Below are 19,393 nucleotides of genomic sequence, written 5' to 3'. Positions count from 1 at the left end.
CTCGAGGTCAGGCCGAATCCTCGAGGACCCGGACACGGGTGCGCTTCCATAGCACCAGAACGCCGATGGCTGAGGCGATCATGCACACGCCGACGACCCATAGGCCCGCGCGCTGGGTGCCGGTCCAATCCTTCAGGCCGCCGGTGATGTACGGTGCCGCGAAGCCGCTGAGGTTGCCGATCGAGTTGATCAGGGCGATGCCGCCCGCCGCGGCGGCGCCGGTGAGGAAGGCGCTCGGCAGGGCCCAGAAGGTGGGCAGGGCGGCGAGTACGCCGACCGCGCAGACGGTGACCGCGACCATGGCCGCGAGCGGGTTGCCGAGGTAGAGCGCCACGGGGATGGCGAGGCCGCCGAGCAGGGCGGGAACGGCGACGTGCCAGGGGCGTTCTCCGCTGCGGTCGCCGTGCCTGCTCCACCACACCATCACCACCGCGCCGATGAGGTAGGGCACCGCGTTGATCAGGCCGCGCTGCACCACCGAATAGTGCGTGTCGTACTGCTGCTCGAAACCCTTGATGATCGTCGGCAGGAAGAACCCCAGCGCATACAACCCGTAGACGATCCCGCCATAGACGAAGGCGAGGCCGAGCACCCGCGAGTCGGTGAGGGCTTTACGCAAGGTCCACTGTTCCGCCTTTTCCATGGCGGCCTGCTCGGCGGCGAGTTCGGTACTGAGCCACTGCCGTTCGGCGCGGGTCAGCCAGCGTGCCTGCGCGGGGGTGTCGGTGAGGTAGAACCAGGTCACCACCGCGAGCACGACCGCGGGCAAGCCCTCGACGAGGAACATGAACCGCCAGCCACTGAGGCCGAACACCCCGTCGCCGTATTCGATGATCAGACTCGACACGGTCGAGCCGAGCGCGGTGGACAACGGGATGGCGACCATGAACAGCGCGACCACCTTCGCCCGCTGGTTCTGCGGGAACCAATACGTGAGGTACAGCAGGATCCCGGGAAAGAAGCCCGCCTCCGCCACGCCGAGCGCGAATCGCAGGATGTACAGCACGGTTTCGTTGGGCACGAACGCCATCGCGGTCGCGACCACACCCCAGCTGGCTAGAATCCGGGCAATCCAGCGCCGCGCCCCGAACTTGTGCAACGCCAGGTTGCTGGGCACCTCGAGCACCAGATACCCGATGAAAAAGATCCCCGATGCCAGCCCGAACGCCGTCTCGGTGAGCCCGAGATCGGTCTTCATCCCGCTGGGCCCGGCGAAGCTGATATTCACCCGGTCCAGATAGTTCACGAAATACAGCAGTCCGAGATACGGCACCAGTCGAAGGGTGACCTTGCGCAGCGTCGCGCGAGACACATCGGGTGTGACAACCATCCGCGCACTCTCGTCCGGCAGGCGCCCACCGGTCAAGTCCCGCGCCCGTCCGGGCCACCAGTTCGAGCTGTCCCACGCAAGTCGTAGCGGGACTACACGTTTCGACATCTCCTCGACGGAAGCGTCCTGTCGTCGCGCCCCACGCAGATCAACGAACGCTTCCCGGCGTCCTCAGCGCTGGGCCCACCGACTCACTGCTCCGCGCGCCCGGACGGTTCCGACCGGAGTTCCTCGTCGAACCGGAATCCGCAGTCGCCATCGGCGACGCTCACTGAGCGGAGGTACCGGTCGGTGACGCGTCCGTCGTCGTCCTCCCCGGTATCGCGGTAGACGAATCCGGCTCGGCGAGCCACCGCCGCCGACGCGTGAGTCTCCGGTGCAACCCGAATGACCGCTTGGTCTGCGAAGCCGGACTCCGCGAGGTACCGGCAAACAAGCGCGACCGCCCGTGTCGCATACCCCCGCTTGCGCCAGCGCGGATAGATCCCATAGGCGAGGTTGGCTTGCCCTTCGGTCAGATACGGCTGCCGCGTGTGCACATCCACCGTCCCCGCCAGCGCGCCGCTCGCCACGTCCAGCACCGCGAACGTCCGGCTGTCCCCGTTCTCCTGCCACCGCCGCACGCACCGATCGAAGTGCCGCACAACCGTTTCCAGCGTGCCCCGGCCGCCGTTCAACCACCGGGCCAGCTCGTCGTCTTCCCCGGCCAGATGCGCCTCGGCATCGGCGACGGTGATCGGACGCAGTGCGACAACGCCATCGGAGATCAACACCCAGCCATCTTGCGCAGTCCGGCGAGGACGCGGCAAGTGGTTTCCGCGCAGGTCGCTCCCCGCCGGTTCGGGAACGCGCCCGAGGACGAACCGCGCAGTCCGCGGCATCGGATCTGGCGATCCGTGGACGCGCGGCGACCGCCGGTGGGAAGCTCGGAGTACCGCACGTGTCGGGGCGCGAGGGAAGCGAGACGCACAGTGGACAAGTCGAGTGGAACTGCTGGGGGCAACGGCAGAGTAGTTACGGCCGAGCGGCCGGATCAAATACGCAATGTGGTGCTGGTCGGGCACAGCGGGTCGGGGAAGACGACACTGGTCGAGGCGATGGCGCTGACCACGGGGACGGTGAATCGGGCCGGGCGGGTCGAGGACGGAACCTCCCTGTCGGACTACGACGAGATCGAACATCGGCAGCACCGTTCGGTGCAGCTATCGGTGGTGCCGCTGGCCTGGGCCGGGATGAAGATCAACCTGGTGGATACCCCCGGATACGCGGACTTCGTCGGTGAGCTGCGGGCGGGCCTGCGCGCCGCCGACGCGGCGCTGTTCGTCATCTCGGCGGCCGAGGGCGCGGAGAGCGTCAGCGGGGCAACCCGTGCGCTGTGGGAGGAATGCGCGGCGGTCGGGATGCCGCGCGCGATCGTGCTCACCCATCTGGACACCGCACGGGCGGACTTCGACGAGATGACCGAGACCTGCCGCACCGTCCTCGGCGGCGGCGCGTCGGAAAACATTCTCCCGCTCCATCTTCCGGTGTACGGCCCGAAGAGCCCGGACGGCCATCGCCCGGTCACCGGATTGATCGAGCTGCTACCGAACTGCGTGGTCGACTACTCCTCCGGCGAGCGGGTGGAGACCGAACCGTCGCCCGAGCAGCTGCCCATGCTGGCGGAGGCGCGCAACCGGCTGATCGAGGGCATCATCGCCGAAAGCGAAGACGAAACCCTGATGGATCGCTATCTCGGCGGCGAGGAAATCGACCACGCCACCCTCCTCACCGATCTCGAGCGGGCTGTGGCCCGGGGTAGTTTTCATCCGGTCCTGTTCGGCGCGCCCGCGCCGGAGGGCGCCAAGCAGGGCCTGGGCACCGTCGAACTGCTCGACCTGATCACCGGCGGGTTCCCGACCCCCGCGGAGCACATCGTCTCCGCCGTCACCGCCATCGGCGGCAACACCCGACGCCAACTCGACTGCGACCCGGACGGCGTGCTCGCGGCGGAGGTGATCCGCACCTCCTCGGATCCGTATGTCGGCCGGGTATCCCTGGTCCGCGTCTTCTCCGGCACGCTGCGCGCCGACGACACGGTGCACGTCTGCGGCCACGGTCTGGAAGACCGCGGCCACGAGAGCCACGACGTCGACGAACGGGTCGGCGCGGTCTCCGCACCGTTCGGCAAAGGCCAGCGCCCGCTCGGCCAGGCCATCGCGGGCGACATCGTCTACGTGACCAAGCTCAGCCGCGCGGAAACCGGCGACACCCTGTCGGGCACCGACAAACCGCTGCTCATCGAACCGTGGCAGATGCCGGATCCGTTGCTGCCCATCGCGATTACCGCGCACAGCAAGGCCGACGAGGACAAACTCTCGCAGAGCCTGGCCCGGCTGGCGGCCGAGGATCCGGCCGTGCGGCTCGAGCACAACGCGCAAACCCATCAGCTGGTCCTGTGGTGTCTCGGCGAGGCGCACCGCGACGTCGCGCTGGAGCGGTTGCGGACCAGGTTCGGCGTGCAGGTCGATGTCGTCGAGCATCGCGTCGCGCTGCGGGAAACGTTCGCGGGCAAGGCAACCGGGCGCGGCAGGCATGTCAAGCAGTCCGGTGGGCACGGGCAGTACGCCGTCTGCGAGATCGAGGTCGAGCCGCTGCCCGGCGGTTCCGGCATCGAGTTCGTGGACAAGGTGGTGGGCGGAGTCGTTCCGCGCCAGTTCATTCCGTCGGTGGAGAAGGGTGTGCGGGCACAGGCGGCCCGCGGCGTGGCCGCCGGATACCCGCTCGTCGATGTGCGGGTGACGCTCTTCGACGGCAAGGCGCATTCAGTCGACTCCTCCGACGCCGCCTTCCAGACCGCGGGCGCCCTCGCGCTGCGCGAAGCCGCCGCGGGCGCGGGTGTCGCCCTGCTCGAGCCGATCGCCGACGTGTGGGTCCTGGTCTCCGACGACTACGTAGGTCCGGTCCTGAGCGATCTGTCCGGCCGGCGCGGGCGGGTGCTCGGCACCGAACCGCACGGCAGCGGCCGCACCCGAATCCATGCCGAGGTACCGGAACTCGAACTCAGCCGCTACGCCATCGATCTGCGCTCCCTCTCGCACGGCACCGGTGACTTCACCCGCTCCTACACCCGCCACGAACCGATGCCGGGCCAGCTGGCCGCCGCGATCCGCGAGCAGGCCAAAAAGCAGGCCTGACACCGACATTCGGGCCCATCCACCGGAAGCGGATGGGCCCGAACATCTTTCCTCGACTAGGTGACCAGGTTCCTGCGCAGCTTCAAGATGGATCCGCCGTCCAGGCCGAGGCCCTGGGTCAGGTACTTGCCGAAATCGCCATAGTCCTGCTCCATCTTCTGGATTGCGGCATCCAAGTATTCGTTACGAACTTCCTGGAGCGGGATCAACAGGTCCGGGTTCTGCATATAACCGGCCTGCTTCACCTGCTGGCGCAGCGCGGCGTCCGCGGCGGCGCGATACTGATTCGACAGCAGATAGTCCTGCCGCGCAGTGCCTTCCGGTACGCCGACCGCACGCAGCAGCACATAGGTCAACCAACCGGTGCGGTCCTTACCCGCGGTGCAGTGATACAGCGTGACCTTGTCGGTATTGGCGAGATCCTTGATCGTCTGTCCGAACGCGGCACGGGACTGCTGGCTGCTGATGAAGGTGGTGTACATGTTCAGCATGATCTGCTCGGCCTTGCCGTTGCCGAGCGCTGCCTCCTGCTGCTGCGGATCGCGGGTCTGGATCACGGCCAGCATCCGCTGGAACAGGCCGGTGTCGTCGACCGGCCGGGCCACCGCCTGAGCACCGGGAATCGGCTTGTCCGCACCGGCGAACTGCACCTCGCCCGGTGTGCGCATGTCGATCACGGTCTTGACATTCAGGCCTGCCAACTTCTGCACATCGGCTTCGGTCAGCTTTTCCAGCGAGTCGGACCGAATGGCCTTGCCCGACTTTGTCCTGGCTCCGTCATAGGTGCGATATCCGCCGATATCGCGGGCATTCACCGCCCCCTGCAAATCTATTCGGGCGGCGACGGCGGCCTCCGCTTCCGGTTGCGCGGTCGCGAGCGGTGGAGCGGCGGTCATCGTCAGGGCAAAGGTCGCCAGAGCGGCGGTAATCAGTGAAAGAACTGTAGTCTTCATGGCGCGGGACAGTAGAACTCGTTCCAGGTCGAGTGTCGCGGTTCCACCCAACTCGCCGCATCTGCCCCGCTCAGCGGGATTGTTTCGGCAGTCAATGGGATCAGCGCTGGACTATTGGGGTGAATTGCCTAGCCTGCGCGGCTGTCGGGGCGATTGCTACCTTTTGTCGGTGGTTTCGGCCAGCGCGGGAGTGGAACAGCGGCCGAGTATTCGATCCTCTTTCCGATCATGTCGGTGTTCGCGCTTTTTGCCAAATCCAGGACCAGTGGTCGCACGTAGCCTGCTGACGGCGGCCGTTTCGGCGTGACCGCACCTTGATCCGGCGGGTGGGTTGGTTCGCAAGGTTGCCAGTCGATAGCGTCGGAACATGGCCGAACGCACAGAACCGACGGGCAGTGCAGAAACGCCACGACTGGATGACCTGACCGACGGCAGGCCAGACGTCGGAGCGGCTGAGCGGAAGGACGCGGGCGGTGAGCTCCCCGCCGTCTTCCGCGGCACCATCTTGCACTTCTTACGCGACCCCGGTGCCGACGACGACCCCGACGCCTGGGAGCTGTTCGAGGACGGCGCGCTCGCGGTCGGGGCGGACGGCACGGTGCGGTGGGCGGGCGAGTGGTCGGCGCTGCCGGAGCAGCATCGCGGCACCGTCATCGACCATCGAGGCAAGCTGATCGTCCCGGGTTTCGTGGACGCGCACATCCACTACAGCCAGTACGACGTGATCGCGAGCTTCGGTGCGCAACTGGAGGATTGGCTGCAGCAATACGTGTTCCCGGCCGAGCGGCGGTTCGCCGACCAGGACTACGCCGAGCGGATATCCGGGCTCTTCCTCGACACGTTGCTGGCCTGCGGGACCACCACCGCCAGCGTGTTCCCCACCGTGCACGCGACCTCGGTGGACGCGTTCTGCGAGCAGGCGCGGCGCCTCGGCATGCGGATGACGTGCGGCAAAGTGCTCATGGACAAGCAGCCGGAAGCGCCGGACTTCCTGTCCGATGCCGGTCTCGCGCGGGCCGAGGAGCAGACCCGTCAACTGATTGCCCGCTGGCACGGAACCGACCGGCTGACCTACGCGATCACCCCGCGATTCGCGCTCTCCTCCACCGACGAGCAGCTGGCCATGGCCGCCCGGCTGTTCCACGAGTTTCCCGATGTGGCGTTGCAGACCCATGCGGCGGAGAGCTTGCCGGAGACCGCGAGCGTGTTGGATCGCTTCACCGATGCTCGCTCGTATCTGGACGTATACGACCGGGCGGGCATGCTCGACGCCCGTTCGCTCTTCGATCACTGCGTGCACATCGACGATCAGGACCGGTCGCGGATGGCCGCCACCGGCGCGGCCATCGCCTTCTGCCCGACCTCGAACCTGTTCCTCGGCAGCGGTCTCTTCGACCTCGCCGCCGCCCGCGATGCCGGTATCCGGGTCGGTCTCGGCACCGATTGCGGTGGCGGAACCAGCTATTCGCTGCTGCGCACCCTCAACGAGGCGTACAAGGTGGTCATGCTGAAGGAGTCGACCAAGCCCGAAGACCAGCGCACCAGCCTCTCCGCCCTCCGCGGCTGCTACCTGGCCACCCTCGGCGGCGCCGAAGCCCTCTACCTGGACAATCACATCGGCAATTTCCGCCCGGGAAAGGAAGCGGACTTCATCGTCCTCGACTGGACCGCCACCCCCGTCCTCGCCCGCCGCACCGAACGCGCCCGCACCTTCCAAGAGCGCCTCTTCGCCCAAATGATCCTCGGCGACGACCGCTCGGTCCAAGCCACCTACCTCATGGGCCGCCCCGCCTACACCCGCGCGGCATAGACCAACTCGAAGCGCTCGCGACGAGCCGAGCAGGTCTGCCACGGCGGAGAACGCGAAGGCCAACCACCACAGTTCAGTTCGTCGACCTAACTCGAGATCAGGCGCACCGATGCGCCACACAACTTACGCATGTCATCGACATCGCTGGTGAGCATGACCACCGGAACCTGCTGGCGCAGCGCCATTTCCGCGACAACAGCGTCGATCGCGTACTTGTGGCCGTGCAATCCGACCTCCATGAGCAGTGCCGACGCCCCCTTCGCGGCCGCGTCGTCGACGGGCTCGATGCGGAGAGCAGACAGCAGCCAAGCAAGTCGTGCCCGGTCGGTCTTGCGGTGGGTCGCCTCGATAATGGTCAGCGCGCTGATCACCACCTCCATGCCGCGGGATCGCGCTTCCGCGACGATCGCGACGACCGACACCGAGTCGTCGATCAGCCGGGATAGTCCATCGGAGTCCAGGACCAACGTTCCCTGGTGCAGCGTTGTCGAACTATGGCGGGCGGGTCGAGTCAACTTGCTGTGTGCCACTGCCCCGACTCACCGAGTGCGTGATCAAACATGTCTCTAGCGCGTTGACGTTCCGCCTCGGGCAACGGCCCCTTACGCCGTTCATGGTCGGCGATGTACTCGTCGAGCAGCATTCCGCGAAGTTCGCGCTCAACGGCAGAGGTGACGAAGGACGAGAATTCGCGCTTGCCCACTCGGCGCCGGATCGCCTCGGCGGTGCCTTCCGGCAGCGACAGACTGACCCGGGTCGCCGGGCCTTCCCCGATCCGATGCTCCGGCGCGTCGCTCATCTCGCTAGTTTATCAATTGAAGTAGGAAACCTCAATGAGCGGCCGAAACGGGACGAGCCCTCCCGCACCGGAGTGCGGAAGGGCTCGAAAACGTCTCGCGGTACTGCGACTTACACGTCGAAGTAGAGCTCGAACTCGTAGGGGTGCGGGCGCAGGTTCACCGGGGCGATTTCCTGCTCGCGCTTGATGTTGATCCAGGTCTCGATCAGGTCGTCGGTGAAGACGTTGCCTTCGGTCAGGTAGTCGTGATCCTGCTCGAGGCGGTCGATGACCGTGGCCAGGCTGGTGGGGGCCTGCGGGATGTTCTTGGCCTCCTCCGGCGGGAGCTCGTAGAGGTCCTTGTCGACGGGGGCCAGCGGCTCGATCTTGTTCTTGATGCCGTCCAGGCCCGCCATCATCATGGCGGCGAAGGCCAGGTACGGGTTGCCCGAGGAGTCCGGCGCGCGGAACTCGATGCGCTTGGCCTTCGGGTTGTTGCCGGTGACCGGGATACGCACGGCCGCGGACCGGTTGCGCTGCGAGTACACCAGGTTGATCGGCGCCTCGTAGCCCGGAACCAGGCGGTGGTAGGAGTTCACGGTCGGGTTGGTGAACGCCAGCAGCGACGGCGCGTGGTGCAGGATGCCGCCGATGTAGTGCCGCGCCAGATCCGAAAGCCCGCCGTAGCCGGCCTCGTCGTGGAACAGCGGCTTGCCGTCCTTCCACAGCGACTGGTGCACGTGCATGCCCGAGCCGTTGTCACCGAAGAGTGGCTTCGGCATGAACGTGACGGTCTTGCCTTCCTGCCACGCGGTGTTCTTCACGATGTACTTGAACAGCTGCAGGTCGTCGGCCGCACCGAGCAGGGTGTTGAACTTGTAGTTGATCTCGGCCTGACCGGCGGTGCCGACCTCGTGGTGGCCGCGCTCGAGCTCGAAGCCCGCGTTCTGCAGGTTGGTCGAGATCTTGTCGCGCAGGTCGACGTAGTGGTCGTACGGCGCGACCGGGAAGTAGCCGCCCTTGTTGCGAACCTTGTAGCCACGGTTCAGGGTGCCGTCCGGGTTGAACTGCGCGCCGGTGTTCCAGGAACCCGAGATCGACTCGATCTCGTAGAAGGCGCCGTTCATCTTCGAGTCGTAGCGGATCGAGTCGAAGATGTAGAACTCGGCCTCGGCACCGAAGTACGCGGTGTCGGCGATGCCGGTGCTCTTCAGGTACTCCTCGGCCTTACGCGCGATGTTGCGCGGGTCGCGGCTGTAGGCCTCCCTGGTGAACGGGTCGTGCACGAAGAAGTTGAGGTTCAGCGTCTTGGCGGCACGGAACGGGTCCAGTCGCGCGGTGCTGAAGTCGGGCAGCAGCAGCATGTCCGACTCGTCGATCGACTGGAAGCCACGGACGGAGGAGCCGTCGAACGCTAGCCCTTCCTCTGCGAGGTCAGTGGTGAAAGCCTTCGCCGGGATCGAGAAGTGCTGCTGCACACCGGGAAGATCGCTGAAGCGGATGTCGACATATTCGACCTCTTCATCAGCGAGGTATTTGATGACCTCGTCGGCCGTGCTGAACGTCACTTGTTCTCCTTACGGATCGGTTCCCAGCCAGTGTTGATTGCTGGCCTTTTCGAGCGACCTGCAAAGCAGTCGCTACGGTCGGGTTCGTCGCGTCCAGACGCTATGGACGCGGTGTTTCCCCACAGTCAAGGCTGTGTTTCGCCAGTGTTACACGTACCGCTGGCCGGGTGACTAGGCCCACCCAGGCTCCACCAGCATCGTAATCCTGCCATTCGACCAGGTGCGCACCGACGTGAACTCCCCTCATGCGGTGCCCGTCGGCCGGTCGCGCCCGCTTATTGTGGGGGCATGGCACGCATCGCGGACGAGCAGGCAAACCCCGAGTTCCCCGGGCAACATCTCGGCCTGCCGAAGTCCGGCGCCGGTTCGCTGGCCGGGATGGGCCGCCGGATCGCCGCGCTCTTCGTGGACTGGTTGATCGCGCTCGGCATCGCGGCGATGATCGTGCGCAGCGGCCAGGCCTCCAGCCTGACCTTGCTGATCTGGTTCGTGATCGGGGTCGGTGCGGTGACGCTGTTCGGGTTCACGCCGGGGCAGTACTTCCTGCGCCTGCGGACCGTCCGGATCGATGCGCCGGTGACCGTCGGTTTCGTGCGCGCGCTGGCCAGGCAGGCGCTGCTGGTGTTCGTGGTGCCCGCGCTGTTCACCGACGCCGATGGTCGCGGCATGCACGACCGGGCGACCGGCACCGCACTCGTCCACTCCCGCTGACGTCGGGCGCCAGACTCTCCGCGGATCGACGCTGTCCGGTTCGGCCGTTACGCTCCGGCGGTGTCACTCAATCCGGCGATGCTCGCGATCCGGTTTCTGCTCGAGCTCGTCGCCATCTGTTCCTTCGGCGTCTATGGCTGGCGAGCCTTCGATTCGCCATGGAAATTCCTGCTCGTAGTGGTGTTGCCGCTGGCCGCCGCGACTCTGTGGGGCACCTTCGCAGTCCCCGACGACCCGAGCCGCAACGGCAACGCCACGGTCGCAGTCCCCGGCGCGCTGCGTCTGGCACTCGAATTGGCCATCTTCGGCGGCGGTGCCGCGGCCCTCTGGGCGGCCGGTCTCCCCAAATGGGCCCTGGCCTCCCTCGCCGTCATAGTCGTCTACCAAGCCCTCGCCTACGACCGCGTCGCCTGGCTCCTCAAAGCCTGACTACCCCCAGACCAGTCCACACAGCGGAAGGCCCGCATCCCATCAACTGGGATGCGGGCCTCCTGGGCAGGTTCAGCGCCTGCGGATGGTCCGCTGGACGCCGCGCATCTTGGCGCCCGCGGGCATCGGACCCTTGGGCAGGGCCGGGCCGGTGCGGGAGCTGAGGGCGGTCAATCTGCCCTCGATGAGGTCCATCCGCTTGGTGTCGATATTGCGGGGCAGCTTGGTCAGGTAGCGCTGCAGCTCTTTCAGCGGCACCTGCCCTTCGTCGTTACCGATGACGATGTCGTAGATCGGGGTGTCGCCGATCAGCCGGGCGGTGCGCTTCTTTTCCTGCGCGAGCAGCGATTTCACCCGTTGCGGGGAGCCCTCGGCGACCAGCACCACGCCGGGCAGGCCGATCACCCGGTGCACCGCGTCGAGCTGGGTGGTCGCGGCGATGCCGTTGGTCACCCGCCACTTGCCCTGCAGGTTGTCCAGCACCCAGGCCGCGGCGCCCGCCTGACCCTCGGCCTTGCCGTAGACGCTCTTCTGCACCCGGCGGCCGAAGATGATGAACGCGGCCAGCGCGCCGAGCACCACACCCAACGGGACGAGGAACCAGGTCAGCCCGAAAATCAGGCCGATCACCAGGAAGACGGCGGTGATGCCGAGCAGCGCGCCGATCATCAACGGCAGCAGCAGCTTGTCATCCTTGCGCTGCATCTGGAACGCCTGCCAGAGCTGCTGCCTGCGCTCTTTCGACTGCTGCTTGCGGGCCGCTTTCGCCGCGGCCTTCGCTTCCTTGGTGGGCTTACCTGCTGCCATGTCACTCAGGATAGTGCCCACGTGGGGCCGGTTCCGCCACGCCTGCCCCGGCGGCGACTATTGCGGCCGCGGCGGCGTCAATTCCAGCCGCGGCGAGCCATCGAGCCGAGCACGGTGAGATCCAGATCACCGGACGCCTCGGTCCAGCCCATGGCGCGTAATTCCACCGGCGTCGCCACCCCGAGCGCGTCGCGGAAGCCGATGGCGACCGAGCGGGCGAACTCGACCAGGCCGCGCGGGGAAATGGGCCAGAACATGGTCCTGGTCCAGTTGTCGATCTCGCGCCGCAATACCGGCTCGTTCCAGCCGAGTTCACGTAATTCTTGTGCGGCAGCATCCGGAATCGGCTGCGCCAGATAATGATCCCCCGCCAGCTCAGCGGACAATTTGATGTCGTACTGCATGAACTGGACAAACCGATTGCCCGGCGCCGCGATGATCAACGTCGCCCGCGAAGGTAACTCGGACAGACATCGCGCCAGCGCTTGAACGAACTGCTCCCAGTCCGCGGTCACCGGCTCGCTCATTCTTCCCCCGGGCACTCGCACTGGCCCGATCATACGCCGCCCCACCTCACACACCAGCCGAATTACCTTGCCCGCCCACACACTTCGCATACTCCCGTTGAACGGGACATGGCGGGGGCAAATAGCGAGTAAGCACACAAGGATGTCCCGCTCGGCGAGCTGGGCAGTGTGGGTAGGCGGATCGGTGCGTGCTCAGGGTTCGTCCGGGCGGGAATCACGGTGTGCGGTTGAGGGCGTGGGGTCCCTGATTCGTCGAGCACCGGCACCGTGCTGTTCAGCTGGCGGCTACCGGGCGCTGTTAGCTTGCGGTGCGTGTGTGCGCGGTTGGTGGTGAGCGTCCATGACGTCGCACCCGCTAGTGCGGCGGCGACGGCGCGGTGGTGTGCCGATGCCGATGGGTTCGGGATTCCGGTGTCGCTGTTGGTCATTCCCGGCCCGTGGCGCGGTGCGGCGCTGGCTCAGCGGCCGGACTACGCGAGTTTTCTGCGGGAACGCCGCGCCGGGGGTGACGAGATCATGGTGCACGGATGGTCGCATCGGGCGGGGCCCGAGGGGCGGTGGCCGCGGCGAGCGCTCGGCCGGGTCGTGGCGCGCGGTGCCGCCGAGTTCGCCGCGCTCGGTACGGACGAGGCGACCGCCAAGCTGCGTGCCGCCACCGCGGTGATGACCGAATCCGGGCTGTCCACAACGGGTTTCACCCCGCCCGGCTGGCTGGCCTCCCCGGCAGCCGAAAACGCCCTCCGCGCGGCAGGCTTCTCCCACACCACCGATCACTTCGGCGCGAAGGACCTGCGGACCGGTCGACGGCACCGCGGTTTCGCACTCTCCCACCGCCCCGGCGGCGGCTGGTCCGAACACTTCGCCGCCACCATGTTGGTCACCATGGCCCGCCGCAACGCGGCCCGCGGCGCCCTGGTGCGCCTCGCACTCCACCCCGACGACCTGCACCGTCCCGGCCTACGCGACGCCACCCTCCGCGCCATCGACGCGGCCCTGCACGCGGGCGCACAGGCCACCACCTATGCCGACCTGGTCGGATCGGCGGTTCGCTAGTGCGCATCGTGCAGATCGCCAACTTCTACACCCCGGCCTCGGGTGGGCTGCGGACCTGTCTCGATGAGATCGGCCGCGGCTACCTCGCGAGCGGACACGACCGGGTGCTGGTGGTCCCGGGCCCTACCGACGGCGACGAGCAGACCGCGTCGGGACGCCGAATCACGGTGCAGAGTCCTAAGTTCGGTGCGGGTGGCTACCACGTGCTGACCGCTCGCCGTACCCGCGGCGTCCTCGATCGGCTGCGCCCCGATGTCCTGGAGTGCAGCGACAAGCTGAGCGTCCGCTGGCTCGCACCGTGGGCGCGCGGCACCGGCGTGCCGCTCGTGCTGTTCTCCCACGAACGCATCGACGCCATCCTGCGCACCCGTGTCCCACCCGGCTTCCCGTTGAGCGCGGCCGCCGATCTGGCCAACCGCCGCCTCTGCGTGCGCGCCGACAAGGTGGTGGTCACGTCGAGTTTCGCGACGGCGGAGTTCGCCCGCATCGGAGCGACGAACGTGCGACGGGTCCCGCTCGGCGTCGACCTGTCCACTTTCCGGCCCGCGGAGCTGGGCGAAGCACCTCGGTCCACAAGCGCTCCGATCCGGCTGGTGCTGGTGAGCAGACTCTCGAAGGAGAAGCGCGTCGAACGCGCCATCGAAGCAGTGCGCGTGCTGGTCGAGTCCGGCACGGACTGCGAACTGGCCATCATCGGCGACGGCCCCCTGCGACCGCGTCTGCAACGCCTGGCCGCCGGACTACCGGTGACCTTCCACGGCCACCTCACCGACCGCGCCGCCATGGCCGCCCTGGTCGCGGCCGCCGACATCGCGGTATTCCCCTCCCCCGCCGAAACTTTCGGCCTCGCCGTCCTGGAGGCCCTGGCCTGCGGCACCCCGGTCGTCGTCCCCGCCGCCGGTGCCGCGGGCGAACTGGTGGACGCCCCCGGCTCCGGCATCGTCTCCGACGGCACCCCCCACGGCCTGGCCGACGGCGTCCGCGCACTCCTCGCCGTCCCCGCCCGCCAACGCCGCCACGCCGCCCGGTCCGCGGCCGAACGCTTCCCCTGGTCGGCCACCGTCACCGGCATGCTCGCGCTCTACGCCGACTACGAATCCCCCGCCCGCACAGCTTGACCCGACATCACCCCTGCGGAAGCGACCCTTGCGGCATTCGGCCTCGACGCAGCTGCGCGGGCACGGGTCCGAGACATGGACTGGCTACGTTGCCGGACCGATCAGTGGCTGGCTACGAAACGCTCTCGCACACCGGTCGGTTCGGTGGTTTCGAGAGCTGGTCCCGTTCGTCGTGCAGGGTCGGTGAGTTCGCGAGCAGCGCGATTCCGGCGATCACCAGCGCGGCCGCGAGGGTGAGCAGTAGCGGGCGGGGGTGGACGGTGACCGCGAAGAGGGTGAGACCGGCCGCGTAGCTGAGGACCGGGTCGGTGATCGTCATCGCGGTGAGTGCGGTGGGTAGCGAACCGCGGGCGTAGGCCTCCTGGGTCAGCAGTCCGCCGAGAACGGTGGAGATCGGGATGCCGAGCAGCGCCCAGCTCAGGTCGGGCAGCGCGGTGGTCGCGATGACCACCAGCACCGCGGTGGTGGAGAAACAACAGCCCGCCGCGACCGCGACCAACGCCGAGCGCAGCTGGGTGGACCGGGTCAGCCGGGACACGGCGGTCAACGCGACGATCGTGACGAAGACACCGACGCCGACACCGGGCAGCAGGTGCGGGCGCACATCCGCGTGACCAGGCGCGCTCTGCCCGACGAGCAGGATCAGCCCGCCACACACGAGAACGGTCCCCACCCAATCCCGCCCGAGCAACGTACGCCTGCGCCGCGCCGCCGCGAACGGCAACGCGAACAGCAGCTGCACCACCAACAGCGCCTGCACCACCGCGATCGCGCCGAGCCGCAACGCGACCGCGTGCACGACGAACCCCGCCACATTGGCACCCTGCCCGGCCAGCCACCGACGATCGGTGACCAGCCGACGAGCAATGCCCACGATCACCAGGAACCGCCCGTGGCCCGCTTCCGTCGCGGCCTCCCGCGCGGCCCCCTGTTGCAGCGCCGCCGACACCGCGAACAGCAGTGCCGCCAGCAAGGCGAGCGATATCGTCCCCACCGCGAGCGCGTCGACAGGCGCGCCGCCAAGCACGACATCCGGCATGCCGCCCATGCTCGCGGTCCCGAGTGAACACCGGATGGCATCCGCCCGGCGGCTCGGCGACAGCTCTGCGGTCGATCTCCCTGATCACGCGGCGCCATGCGGTCGGCGAACACCACCCCGGTTCCATGGGCTGGACGGTCGTCCATGCACACTCGATAGTCCTATGGTGAGCGAACGAACCGTCCTGTTGCGGGTCCTGTGCGGACTGCTGCTACTGCTTGCTGTGAGCACCCCGGTGACCGCGGGAGCCGAGCCGCTGTCGGTGCCGTTCCAGTGGAAGCAGGCGTTCATCGACGCCCCGGACGGCACGCGGTTGCACGCGGACATCTTGCGACCGGAAGGTATCGCCGACGACGTTCGCACTCCGGTGATCCTCACCGTCAGCCCGTACCGCGCCCACCTGGCTTACCTCAGCGAGCCGCGGCTCAACGGCGGCCCGTCCACGGACAATCTGCAAGCGGACATGTTCCTGCGCGCGGGCTACACCTACGTCATCGTGGATCTGCGTGGTTTCGGCGGCTCGTCCGGCTGCCCGGATTTCGGCGGCCCGGGCGAGCGCTCCGATGTCGCGACCGCGGTGGAGTGGGCCGCGAACCAGTCGTGGTCCACCGGCAAGGTCGGCATGTTCGGCGTCTCCTATGAGGGGTGGACCGGTTTGATGGGCCTGGCGGCCGAGCCGGCGGGGCTGGCGGCGGTCGCGTCGTTCGAGCCGGTGGTCGACCCGTACTCCTACCTGTATATGCAGGGCGTCTCATGGAAGTTCTCCGGCAAGCCGATCACCGAGAACGGTGTGCGCCCAGCGGATTTCGCGGGATTCGAGCACCTGCTGATCGCGTCCACTCCGGCCCGCCCGGACGATTCGCCCGAATACCAGGCCGCCGCAGCGCAATTGCCGATGCAGTGTTATCAGCAGTACCTGGCCGACACGACCGATCACGACGGTAATTCCACCTTCTGGCGCGACCGTGATCTGGTTGCCCCGTTGCGCGGCAACACCATTCCACTGTTCCTCGGTCAGGGCTTCGTCGACTACAACACCCGCGCCTACCGGGTGTTCGATCTGTGGAACGGCCTCGGCCCCGGCGACCACCGGGCGTGGTTCGGCCAGTGGGGTCACCGCACCTGCCACGACAAATGCGGCACACCACATTTCGACACCGAGCTGCTCGCCTTCTTCGACAAGCACGTCGCGGGCCGCGACGTCGAGGTTCCCGGACCACGGATCACGGTGGGCCAGTTCGACGGCCGTTGGCGCGCCGAAACAGCCTGGCCGCCCGCCGATGCCGCCCGGGTGCCGGTCGAGCTGCGTCCCGGTGGCTACACCGACCGCGGCCTGCTGCCCGGACCCGACCGCGAATTCTGGTCCGTCTCCGAACCGTTGGCGCAGGATCAGCACCTGTCCGGCATACCGACCGCGTCCTTGACCCTGAGCGGGCCCCCGACCGCCACGGTCACCGTCGAGCTCTACGACATCGCCCCGGATCAGCGGGCCACCGTCATCACCCGTGGCATCGCCCCGGTCGGCGACGGCACCGCCGAAGTCCGCCTGCTGGGCCAGGATTGGCCGATCCCGGCGGGTCACCGGATCGGCGTGCGCGTCACCGACGTGGTCGACGATGTGTGGTCGCACACCCCGGTCTTCGCCTCGGTCACCGTTACCCAGGCCCGCGTCGAACTCCCGATGCTCACTTCGCCGCGCAGCCCCGACCTGCCGGGCGGCGTCACCGAGGGCATCGTGAAGTGGCGAAACGAGAAGACCATCAACCTGCCCCCGGGCGTGCTGAACAATGCGACGGTGTCCATGAATGTGCCGAACCGCACCGGTGACCGATGACCGAACCGGTTGACGACCGCACCGCCGAGCGCCTTGCCGCCGCATTGCGCTGCGTCACCGTGTCCACCGACGATCCGGACCAGGTCGACGACCAGGCCTTCGCTCAGCTCTCCGCACATCTCGAGCAATCCTTCCCGCTGGTGCACGCCGAACTCGAACTCGAACGATTCGGCCACAGCAGGCTCTACCGCTGGCCCGGCGCCGAGCCCGAGCGCGTCGCCGCGATCCTGCTCGCGCACCAGGACGTGGTGCCCGTCGACGACCCGCAGCGCTGGACGCATCCGCCGTTCGCGGGCGTGGTCGACGACGAATTCATCTGGGGTCGTGGCGCGATCGACGACAAGAGCCGGGTGCTGGCCATCCTGGAGGCGGTCGAGTCGGCGCTGGCCGCCGGAATCCGCCCGCGGCACACCATATTTCTGGCCTTCGGGCACGACGAGGAGGTGTTCGGCGACACCGGTGCGGTGCACATGGCGCAGCGGCTTCGCCGGCTCGGCGTGCACGCCGACCTACTGCTCGACGAGGGTGGCATGATCACCGAGGGCGTCGCCGCCGAGGTCACGCAGCCGGTGGCAAACATCATGGTTGGCGAGAAAGGTTATGTGACAGTTCGCCTTTCGGTCGACGAGCGGGGCGGGCATTCATCGATGCCCGGCAAGCAGACCGCGGTCGGCCGGATCGCCCGCGCGGTGAGCCGGGTGCAGGACCATCCGATGCCGTTGCGGATGACCCCGGTGACCGCCGACATGCTGGCCAGGTTGCGCCAGGCGATGCCCGCTTCGCGCCGCCGGCTGCTCGGCCTGGCCGGAATCGCCGGACCACTGATCACCCGGGTGATGGCGATGCGGCCGCAGACCGAGTCCATGGTGCGCACCACCACGGCCCCCACGGTGATCAGGGGCGGAGTGAAGGCCAACGTGTTGCCCCAGCACGCCGAGGCGTTCGTCAATTTCCGCATCCTGCCCGGCGATTCGGTGCGCTCCGTGCTGGCACACTGCCGGAAGGTGGTGCGCGACAACGGTGTTCGAATCGAGCCGACAGGCGTATCGTCCGAGCCGTCGGTGAACACCGATCCGGGCCCGGCGTTCGAGCTGATCGCGGATATCGCCAGGGACATCGTGCCCGGCATCGTGGTCACCACCGGCATCGTCCCCGGCGCCACCGACTCCAGGCACTACCACGATCTCGCCGACACCCGCTGCAACTTCGCCCCGATCGTGCTGGGCGAACGCGATCTGGCCTCGATCCACGGAACCGACGAGCGGCTCTCCCGGGTCAACTACGCTCGACTCATCGAGTTCAACCGGCGGCTGATCGCGCAGTTCGCTCAGTCGTCGAACACCGCGCCGCAGACGTCAGGAGCCGATGCATGACCGAGCCGAAGGCCAGTGGGGACCCCGAGCCGACCGGACCGCGGATCCGCACGCGGACCGGCCAGTTCGACGGTACGGGCAGCGGGATCGCCTGGCGCGCATGGCTTCCCGACGCGCCCGCGCGCGGCGTCATCGTTCTCGTGCACGGTGTAGCCGAGCACTCCGGCCGCTACGCCCATGTCGGCCAGCGCCTCGCCGCCGCCGAGTTCGCGGTCTACGCGCTCGACCACATCGGTCACGGCAAGTCCGCGGGCGGCAAGGCCAATATCGGCTCGATCGACGGCGCCGCCGACAATGTGGCCGCCATGCTCGACATCGCGACCCGCGAACACCCCGACGCACCCCGGTTCCTGATCGGCCACTCGATGGGCAGCCTCATCGTGCTGCACCTGGCCACCCGCGCACCGATCGAAGTCACCGGCATCGTGCTGTCCGCGCCGCCGTTGGACATCTCGGCGGGCAATCCGGTGCAACGCGCACTCGCCCCGCTACTCAGCAGGCTCACACCGAATCTGGGTGTGCTCAAATTGGATTCGTCGCAGATCAGCCGCGACCCGGCGGTGGTCCGGGCCTACGACAACGACCCGCTGGTGTACCGCGGCAAGTTGCCCGCCCGCACCGCCACCGAGATCCTGAACACGACCTTCCTCGTCAAAGAGCGGCTGGCCAGGCTCACCGTGCCGCTACTGGTGCTGCACGGCACCGCCGACGCCATCGCCGCACCGTCCAGCTCCGATCTCATCGAGCGGGGCGCGGGTTCGAAGGATCTGACCGTGCTCCGCTACGACGGCCTCTACCACGAGGTCTTCAACGAACCCGAGCAGGACAAGGTGCTCGGCGACGTCGTCGACTGGCTGGCGGCGCACGTTACCGGGAAGTGAGATTCG

At 67.7% G+C, this 19,393-nt stretch carries 18 protein-coding genes; 9 read left to right on the top strand and 9 right to left on the bottom strand.

What is annotated here, in order from left to right; all coding sequences use genetic code 11:
- Window positions 1–7 precede the first annotated feature (7 nt).
- Together ACFK0J_RS11450 and ACFK0J_RS11445 are read right to left on the bottom strand one after the other, a co-directional pair.
- The gene (locus ACFK0J_RS11450) at window positions 8–1,330 is read right to left on the bottom strand and encodes an MFS transporter (protein ID WP_378739202.1); all 1,323 of its coding nucleotides are present in this window, start codon (window positions 1,328–1,330) and stop codon (window positions 8–10) included.
- A gap of 191 nt (window positions 1,331–1,521) precedes the next feature.
- Complete coding sequence (locus ACFK0J_RS11445; protein ID WP_378739200.1) at window positions 1,522–2,103, bottom strand: GNAT family N-acetyltransferase; 582 nt, start codon at window positions 2,101–2,103, stop codon at window positions 1,522–1,524.
- Between the two features lie 198 nt (window positions 2,104–2,301).
- On the opposite strand from ACFK0J_RS11445, the gene ACFK0J_RS11440 reads away from it, so the two are divergent.
- Window positions 2,302–4,506, top strand: coding sequence for an elongation factor G-like protein EF-G2 (locus ACFK0J_RS11440; RefSeq protein WP_378739198.1), 2,205 nt, complete (start codon window positions 2,302–2,304; stop codon window positions 4,504–4,506).
- Window positions 4,507–4,562: 56 nt separating this feature from the next.
- Here ACFK0J_RS11440 and ACFK0J_RS11435 read toward each other — a convergent pair whose 3' ends face one another.
- Window positions 4,563–5,459, bottom strand: coding sequence for a tyrosine-protein phosphatase (locus ACFK0J_RS11435; protein ID WP_378739196.1), 897 nt, complete (start codon window positions 5,457–5,459; stop codon window positions 4,563–4,565).
- A gap of 367 nt (window positions 5,460–5,826) precedes the next feature.
- Here ACFK0J_RS11435 and guaD point away from each other — a divergent pair, with 367 nt between their 5' ends.
- Window positions 5,827–7,269 carry a guanine deaminase gene (guaD, locus tag ACFK0J_RS11430; protein ID WP_378739194.1) on the top strand — a complete coding sequence of 481 codons (1,443 nt, stop codon included), beginning with the start codon at window positions 5,827–5,829 and terminating at the stop codon, window positions 7,267–7,269.
- A gap of 86 nt (window positions 7,270–7,355) precedes the next feature.
- Here guaD and ACFK0J_RS11425 read toward each other — a convergent pair whose 3' ends face one another.
- The 3 genes from ACFK0J_RS11425 to glnA all read right to left on the bottom strand — a co-directional run bounded on the left by ACFK0J_RS11425 (window position 7,356) and on the right by glnA (window position 9,615).
- The gene (locus ACFK0J_RS11425; protein ID WP_378739192.1) at window positions 7,356–7,799 is read right to left on the bottom strand and encodes a DNA-binding protein; all 444 of its coding nucleotides are present in this window, start codon (window positions 7,797–7,799) and stop codon (window positions 7,356–7,358) included.
- Entirely contained in the window at window positions 7,781–8,068 is a 288-nt protein-coding gene (locus tag ACFK0J_RS11420; protein WP_378739189.1) for a hypothetical protein, read from the bottom strand. The genes ACFK0J_RS11425 and ACFK0J_RS11420 overlap by 19 nt, the downstream gene beginning before the upstream one ends.
- 110 nt (window positions 8,069–8,178) lie before the next feature.
- Window positions 8,179–9,615, bottom strand: coding sequence for a type I glutamate--ammonia ligase (gene glnA, locus ACFK0J_RS11415; RefSeq protein ID WP_218475706.1), 1,437 nt, complete (start codon window positions 9,613–9,615; stop codon window positions 8,179–8,181).
- Window positions 9,616–9,903: 288 nt separating this feature from the next.
- Here glnA and ACFK0J_RS11410 point away from each other — a divergent pair, with 288 nt between their 5' ends.
- Complete coding sequence (locus ACFK0J_RS11410) at window positions 9,904–10,326, top strand: RDD family protein (RefSeq protein WP_378739187.1); 423 nt, start codon at window positions 9,904–9,906, stop codon at window positions 10,324–10,326.
- 60 nt (window positions 10,327–10,386) lie between these two features.
- Window positions 10,387–10,755: a YrdB family protein gene (locus ACFK0J_RS11405; RefSeq protein ID WP_378739185.1), complete on the top strand. Its 369-nt coding sequence runs from the start codon at window positions 10,387–10,389 to the stop codon at window positions 10,753–10,755.
- 72 nt (window positions 10,756–10,827) lie between these two features.
- Here the strand turns inward: ACFK0J_RS11405 and ACFK0J_RS11400 are convergent, their stop codons facing one another.
- Together ACFK0J_RS11400 and ACFK0J_RS11395 are read right to left on the bottom strand one after the other, a co-directional pair.
- Entirely contained in the window at window positions 10,828–11,562 is a 735-nt protein-coding gene (locus ACFK0J_RS11400) for a DUF4191 domain-containing protein (RefSeq protein WP_218475703.1), read from the bottom strand.
- Between the two features lie 77 nt (window positions 11,563–11,639).
- The gene (locus ACFK0J_RS11395) at window positions 11,640–12,077 is read right to left on the bottom strand and encodes a hypothetical protein (protein ID WP_378739183.1); all 438 of its coding nucleotides are present in this window, start codon (window positions 12,075–12,077) and stop codon (window positions 11,640–11,642) included.
- A gap of 324 nt (window positions 12,078–12,401) precedes the next feature.
- On the opposite strand from ACFK0J_RS11395, the gene ACFK0J_RS11390 reads away from it, so the two are divergent.
- Together ACFK0J_RS11390 and ACFK0J_RS11385 are read left to right on the top strand one after the other, a co-directional pair.
- Complete coding sequence (locus ACFK0J_RS11390) at window positions 12,402–13,142, top strand: DUF2334 domain-containing protein (protein WP_378739181.1); 741 nt, start codon at window positions 12,402–12,404, stop codon at window positions 13,140–13,142.
- Window positions 13,142–14,260 (top strand): glycosyltransferase, encoded by a 1,119-nt coding sequence (locus tag ACFK0J_RS11385; protein ID WP_378739179.1) that lies wholly within the window; start codon window positions 13,142–13,144, stop codon window positions 14,258–14,260. Before ACFK0J_RS11390 ends, ACFK0J_RS11385 begins: the two co-directional genes overlap by 1 nt.
- Before the next feature lie 112 nt (window positions 14,261–14,372).
- Here ACFK0J_RS11385 and ACFK0J_RS11380 read toward each other — a convergent pair whose 3' ends face one another.
- Window positions 14,373–15,299 carry a DMT family transporter gene (locus tag ACFK0J_RS11380; RefSeq protein ID WP_378739177.1) on the bottom strand — a complete coding sequence of 309 codons (927 nt, stop codon included), beginning with the start codon at window positions 15,297–15,299 and terminating at the stop codon, window positions 14,373–14,375.
- Window positions 15,300–15,462: 163 nt separating this feature from the next.
- On the opposite strand from ACFK0J_RS11380, the gene ACFK0J_RS11375 reads away from it, so the two are divergent.
- Genes ACFK0J_RS11375 through ACFK0J_RS11365 form a run of 3 tightly spaced genes read left to right on the top strand, consistent with a single transcriptional unit; the run spans window position 15,463 to window position 19,387 of the window.
- Window positions 15,463–17,133, top strand: coding sequence for a CocE/NonD family hydrolase (locus tag ACFK0J_RS11375; RefSeq protein WP_378739175.1), 1,671 nt, complete (start codon window positions 15,463–15,465; stop codon window positions 17,131–17,133).
- Window positions 17,130–18,506, top strand: a complete 1,377-nt coding sequence (locus ACFK0J_RS11370; protein WP_378739173.1) for a M20 family peptidase — start codon at window positions 17,130–17,132, stop codon at window positions 18,504–18,506. The genes ACFK0J_RS11375 and ACFK0J_RS11370 overlap by 4 nt, the downstream gene beginning before the upstream one ends.
- Entirely contained in the window at window positions 18,503–19,387 is an 885-nt protein-coding gene (locus tag ACFK0J_RS11365) for an alpha/beta hydrolase (RefSeq protein ID WP_378739171.1), read from the top strand. The genes ACFK0J_RS11370 and ACFK0J_RS11365 overlap by 4 nt, the downstream gene beginning before the upstream one ends.
- Window positions 19,388–19,393 lie beyond the last annotated feature (6 nt).

Source organism: Nocardia brasiliensis (assembly GCF_042691675.1).
GTDB lineage: Bacteria > Actinomycetota > Actinomycetes > Mycobacteriales > Mycobacteriaceae > Nocardia > Nocardia brasiliensis_D.
Note: the sequence above shows the minus strand (reverse complement) of the source record. Positions and strands in the feature narration are given on the sequence as shown.

Excerpts from the sequence above, each read along its gene's own strand:
- ACFK0J_RS11450 (WP_378739202.1), bottom strand. The coding sequence starts at position 1,330 with ATGGTTGTCACACCCGATGTGTCTCGCGCGACGCTGCGCAAGGTCACC.
- ACFK0J_RS11435 (WP_378739196.1), bottom strand. The coding sequence starts at position 5,459 with ATGAAGACTACAGTTCTTTCACTGATTACCGCCGCTCTGGCGACCTTT.
- guaD (WP_378739194.1), top strand. The coding sequence starts at position 5,827 with ATGGCCGAACGCACAGAACCGACGGGCAGTGCAGAAACGCCACGACTG.
- ACFK0J_RS11420 (WP_378739189.1), bottom strand. The coding sequence starts at position 8,068 with ATGAGCGACGCGCCGGAGCATCGGATCGGGGAAGGCCCGGCGACCCGG.
- ACFK0J_RS11410 (WP_378739187.1), top strand. The coding sequence starts at position 9,904 with ATGGCACGCATCGCGGACGAGCAGGCAAACCCCGAGTTCCCCGGGCAA.
- ACFK0J_RS11400 (WP_218475703.1), bottom strand. The coding sequence starts at position 11,562 with ATGGCAGCAGGTAAGCCCACCAAGGAAGCGAAGGCCGCGGCGAAAGCG.
- ACFK0J_RS11380 (WP_378739177.1), bottom strand. The coding sequence starts at position 15,299 with ATGCCGGATGTCGTGCTTGGCGGCGCGCCTGTCGACGCGCTCGCGGTG.
- ACFK0J_RS11375 (WP_378739175.1), top strand. The coding sequence starts at position 15,463 with ATGGTGAGCGAACGAACCGTCCTGTTGCGGGTCCTGTGCGGACTGCTG.
- ACFK0J_RS11370 (WP_378739173.1), top strand. The coding sequence starts at position 17,130 with ATGACCGAACCGGTTGACGACCGCACCGCCGAGCGCCTTGCCGCCGCA.
- ACFK0J_RS11365 (WP_378739171.1), top strand. The coding sequence starts at position 18,503 with ATGACCGAGCCGAAGGCCAGTGGGGACCCCGAGCCGACCGGACCGCGG.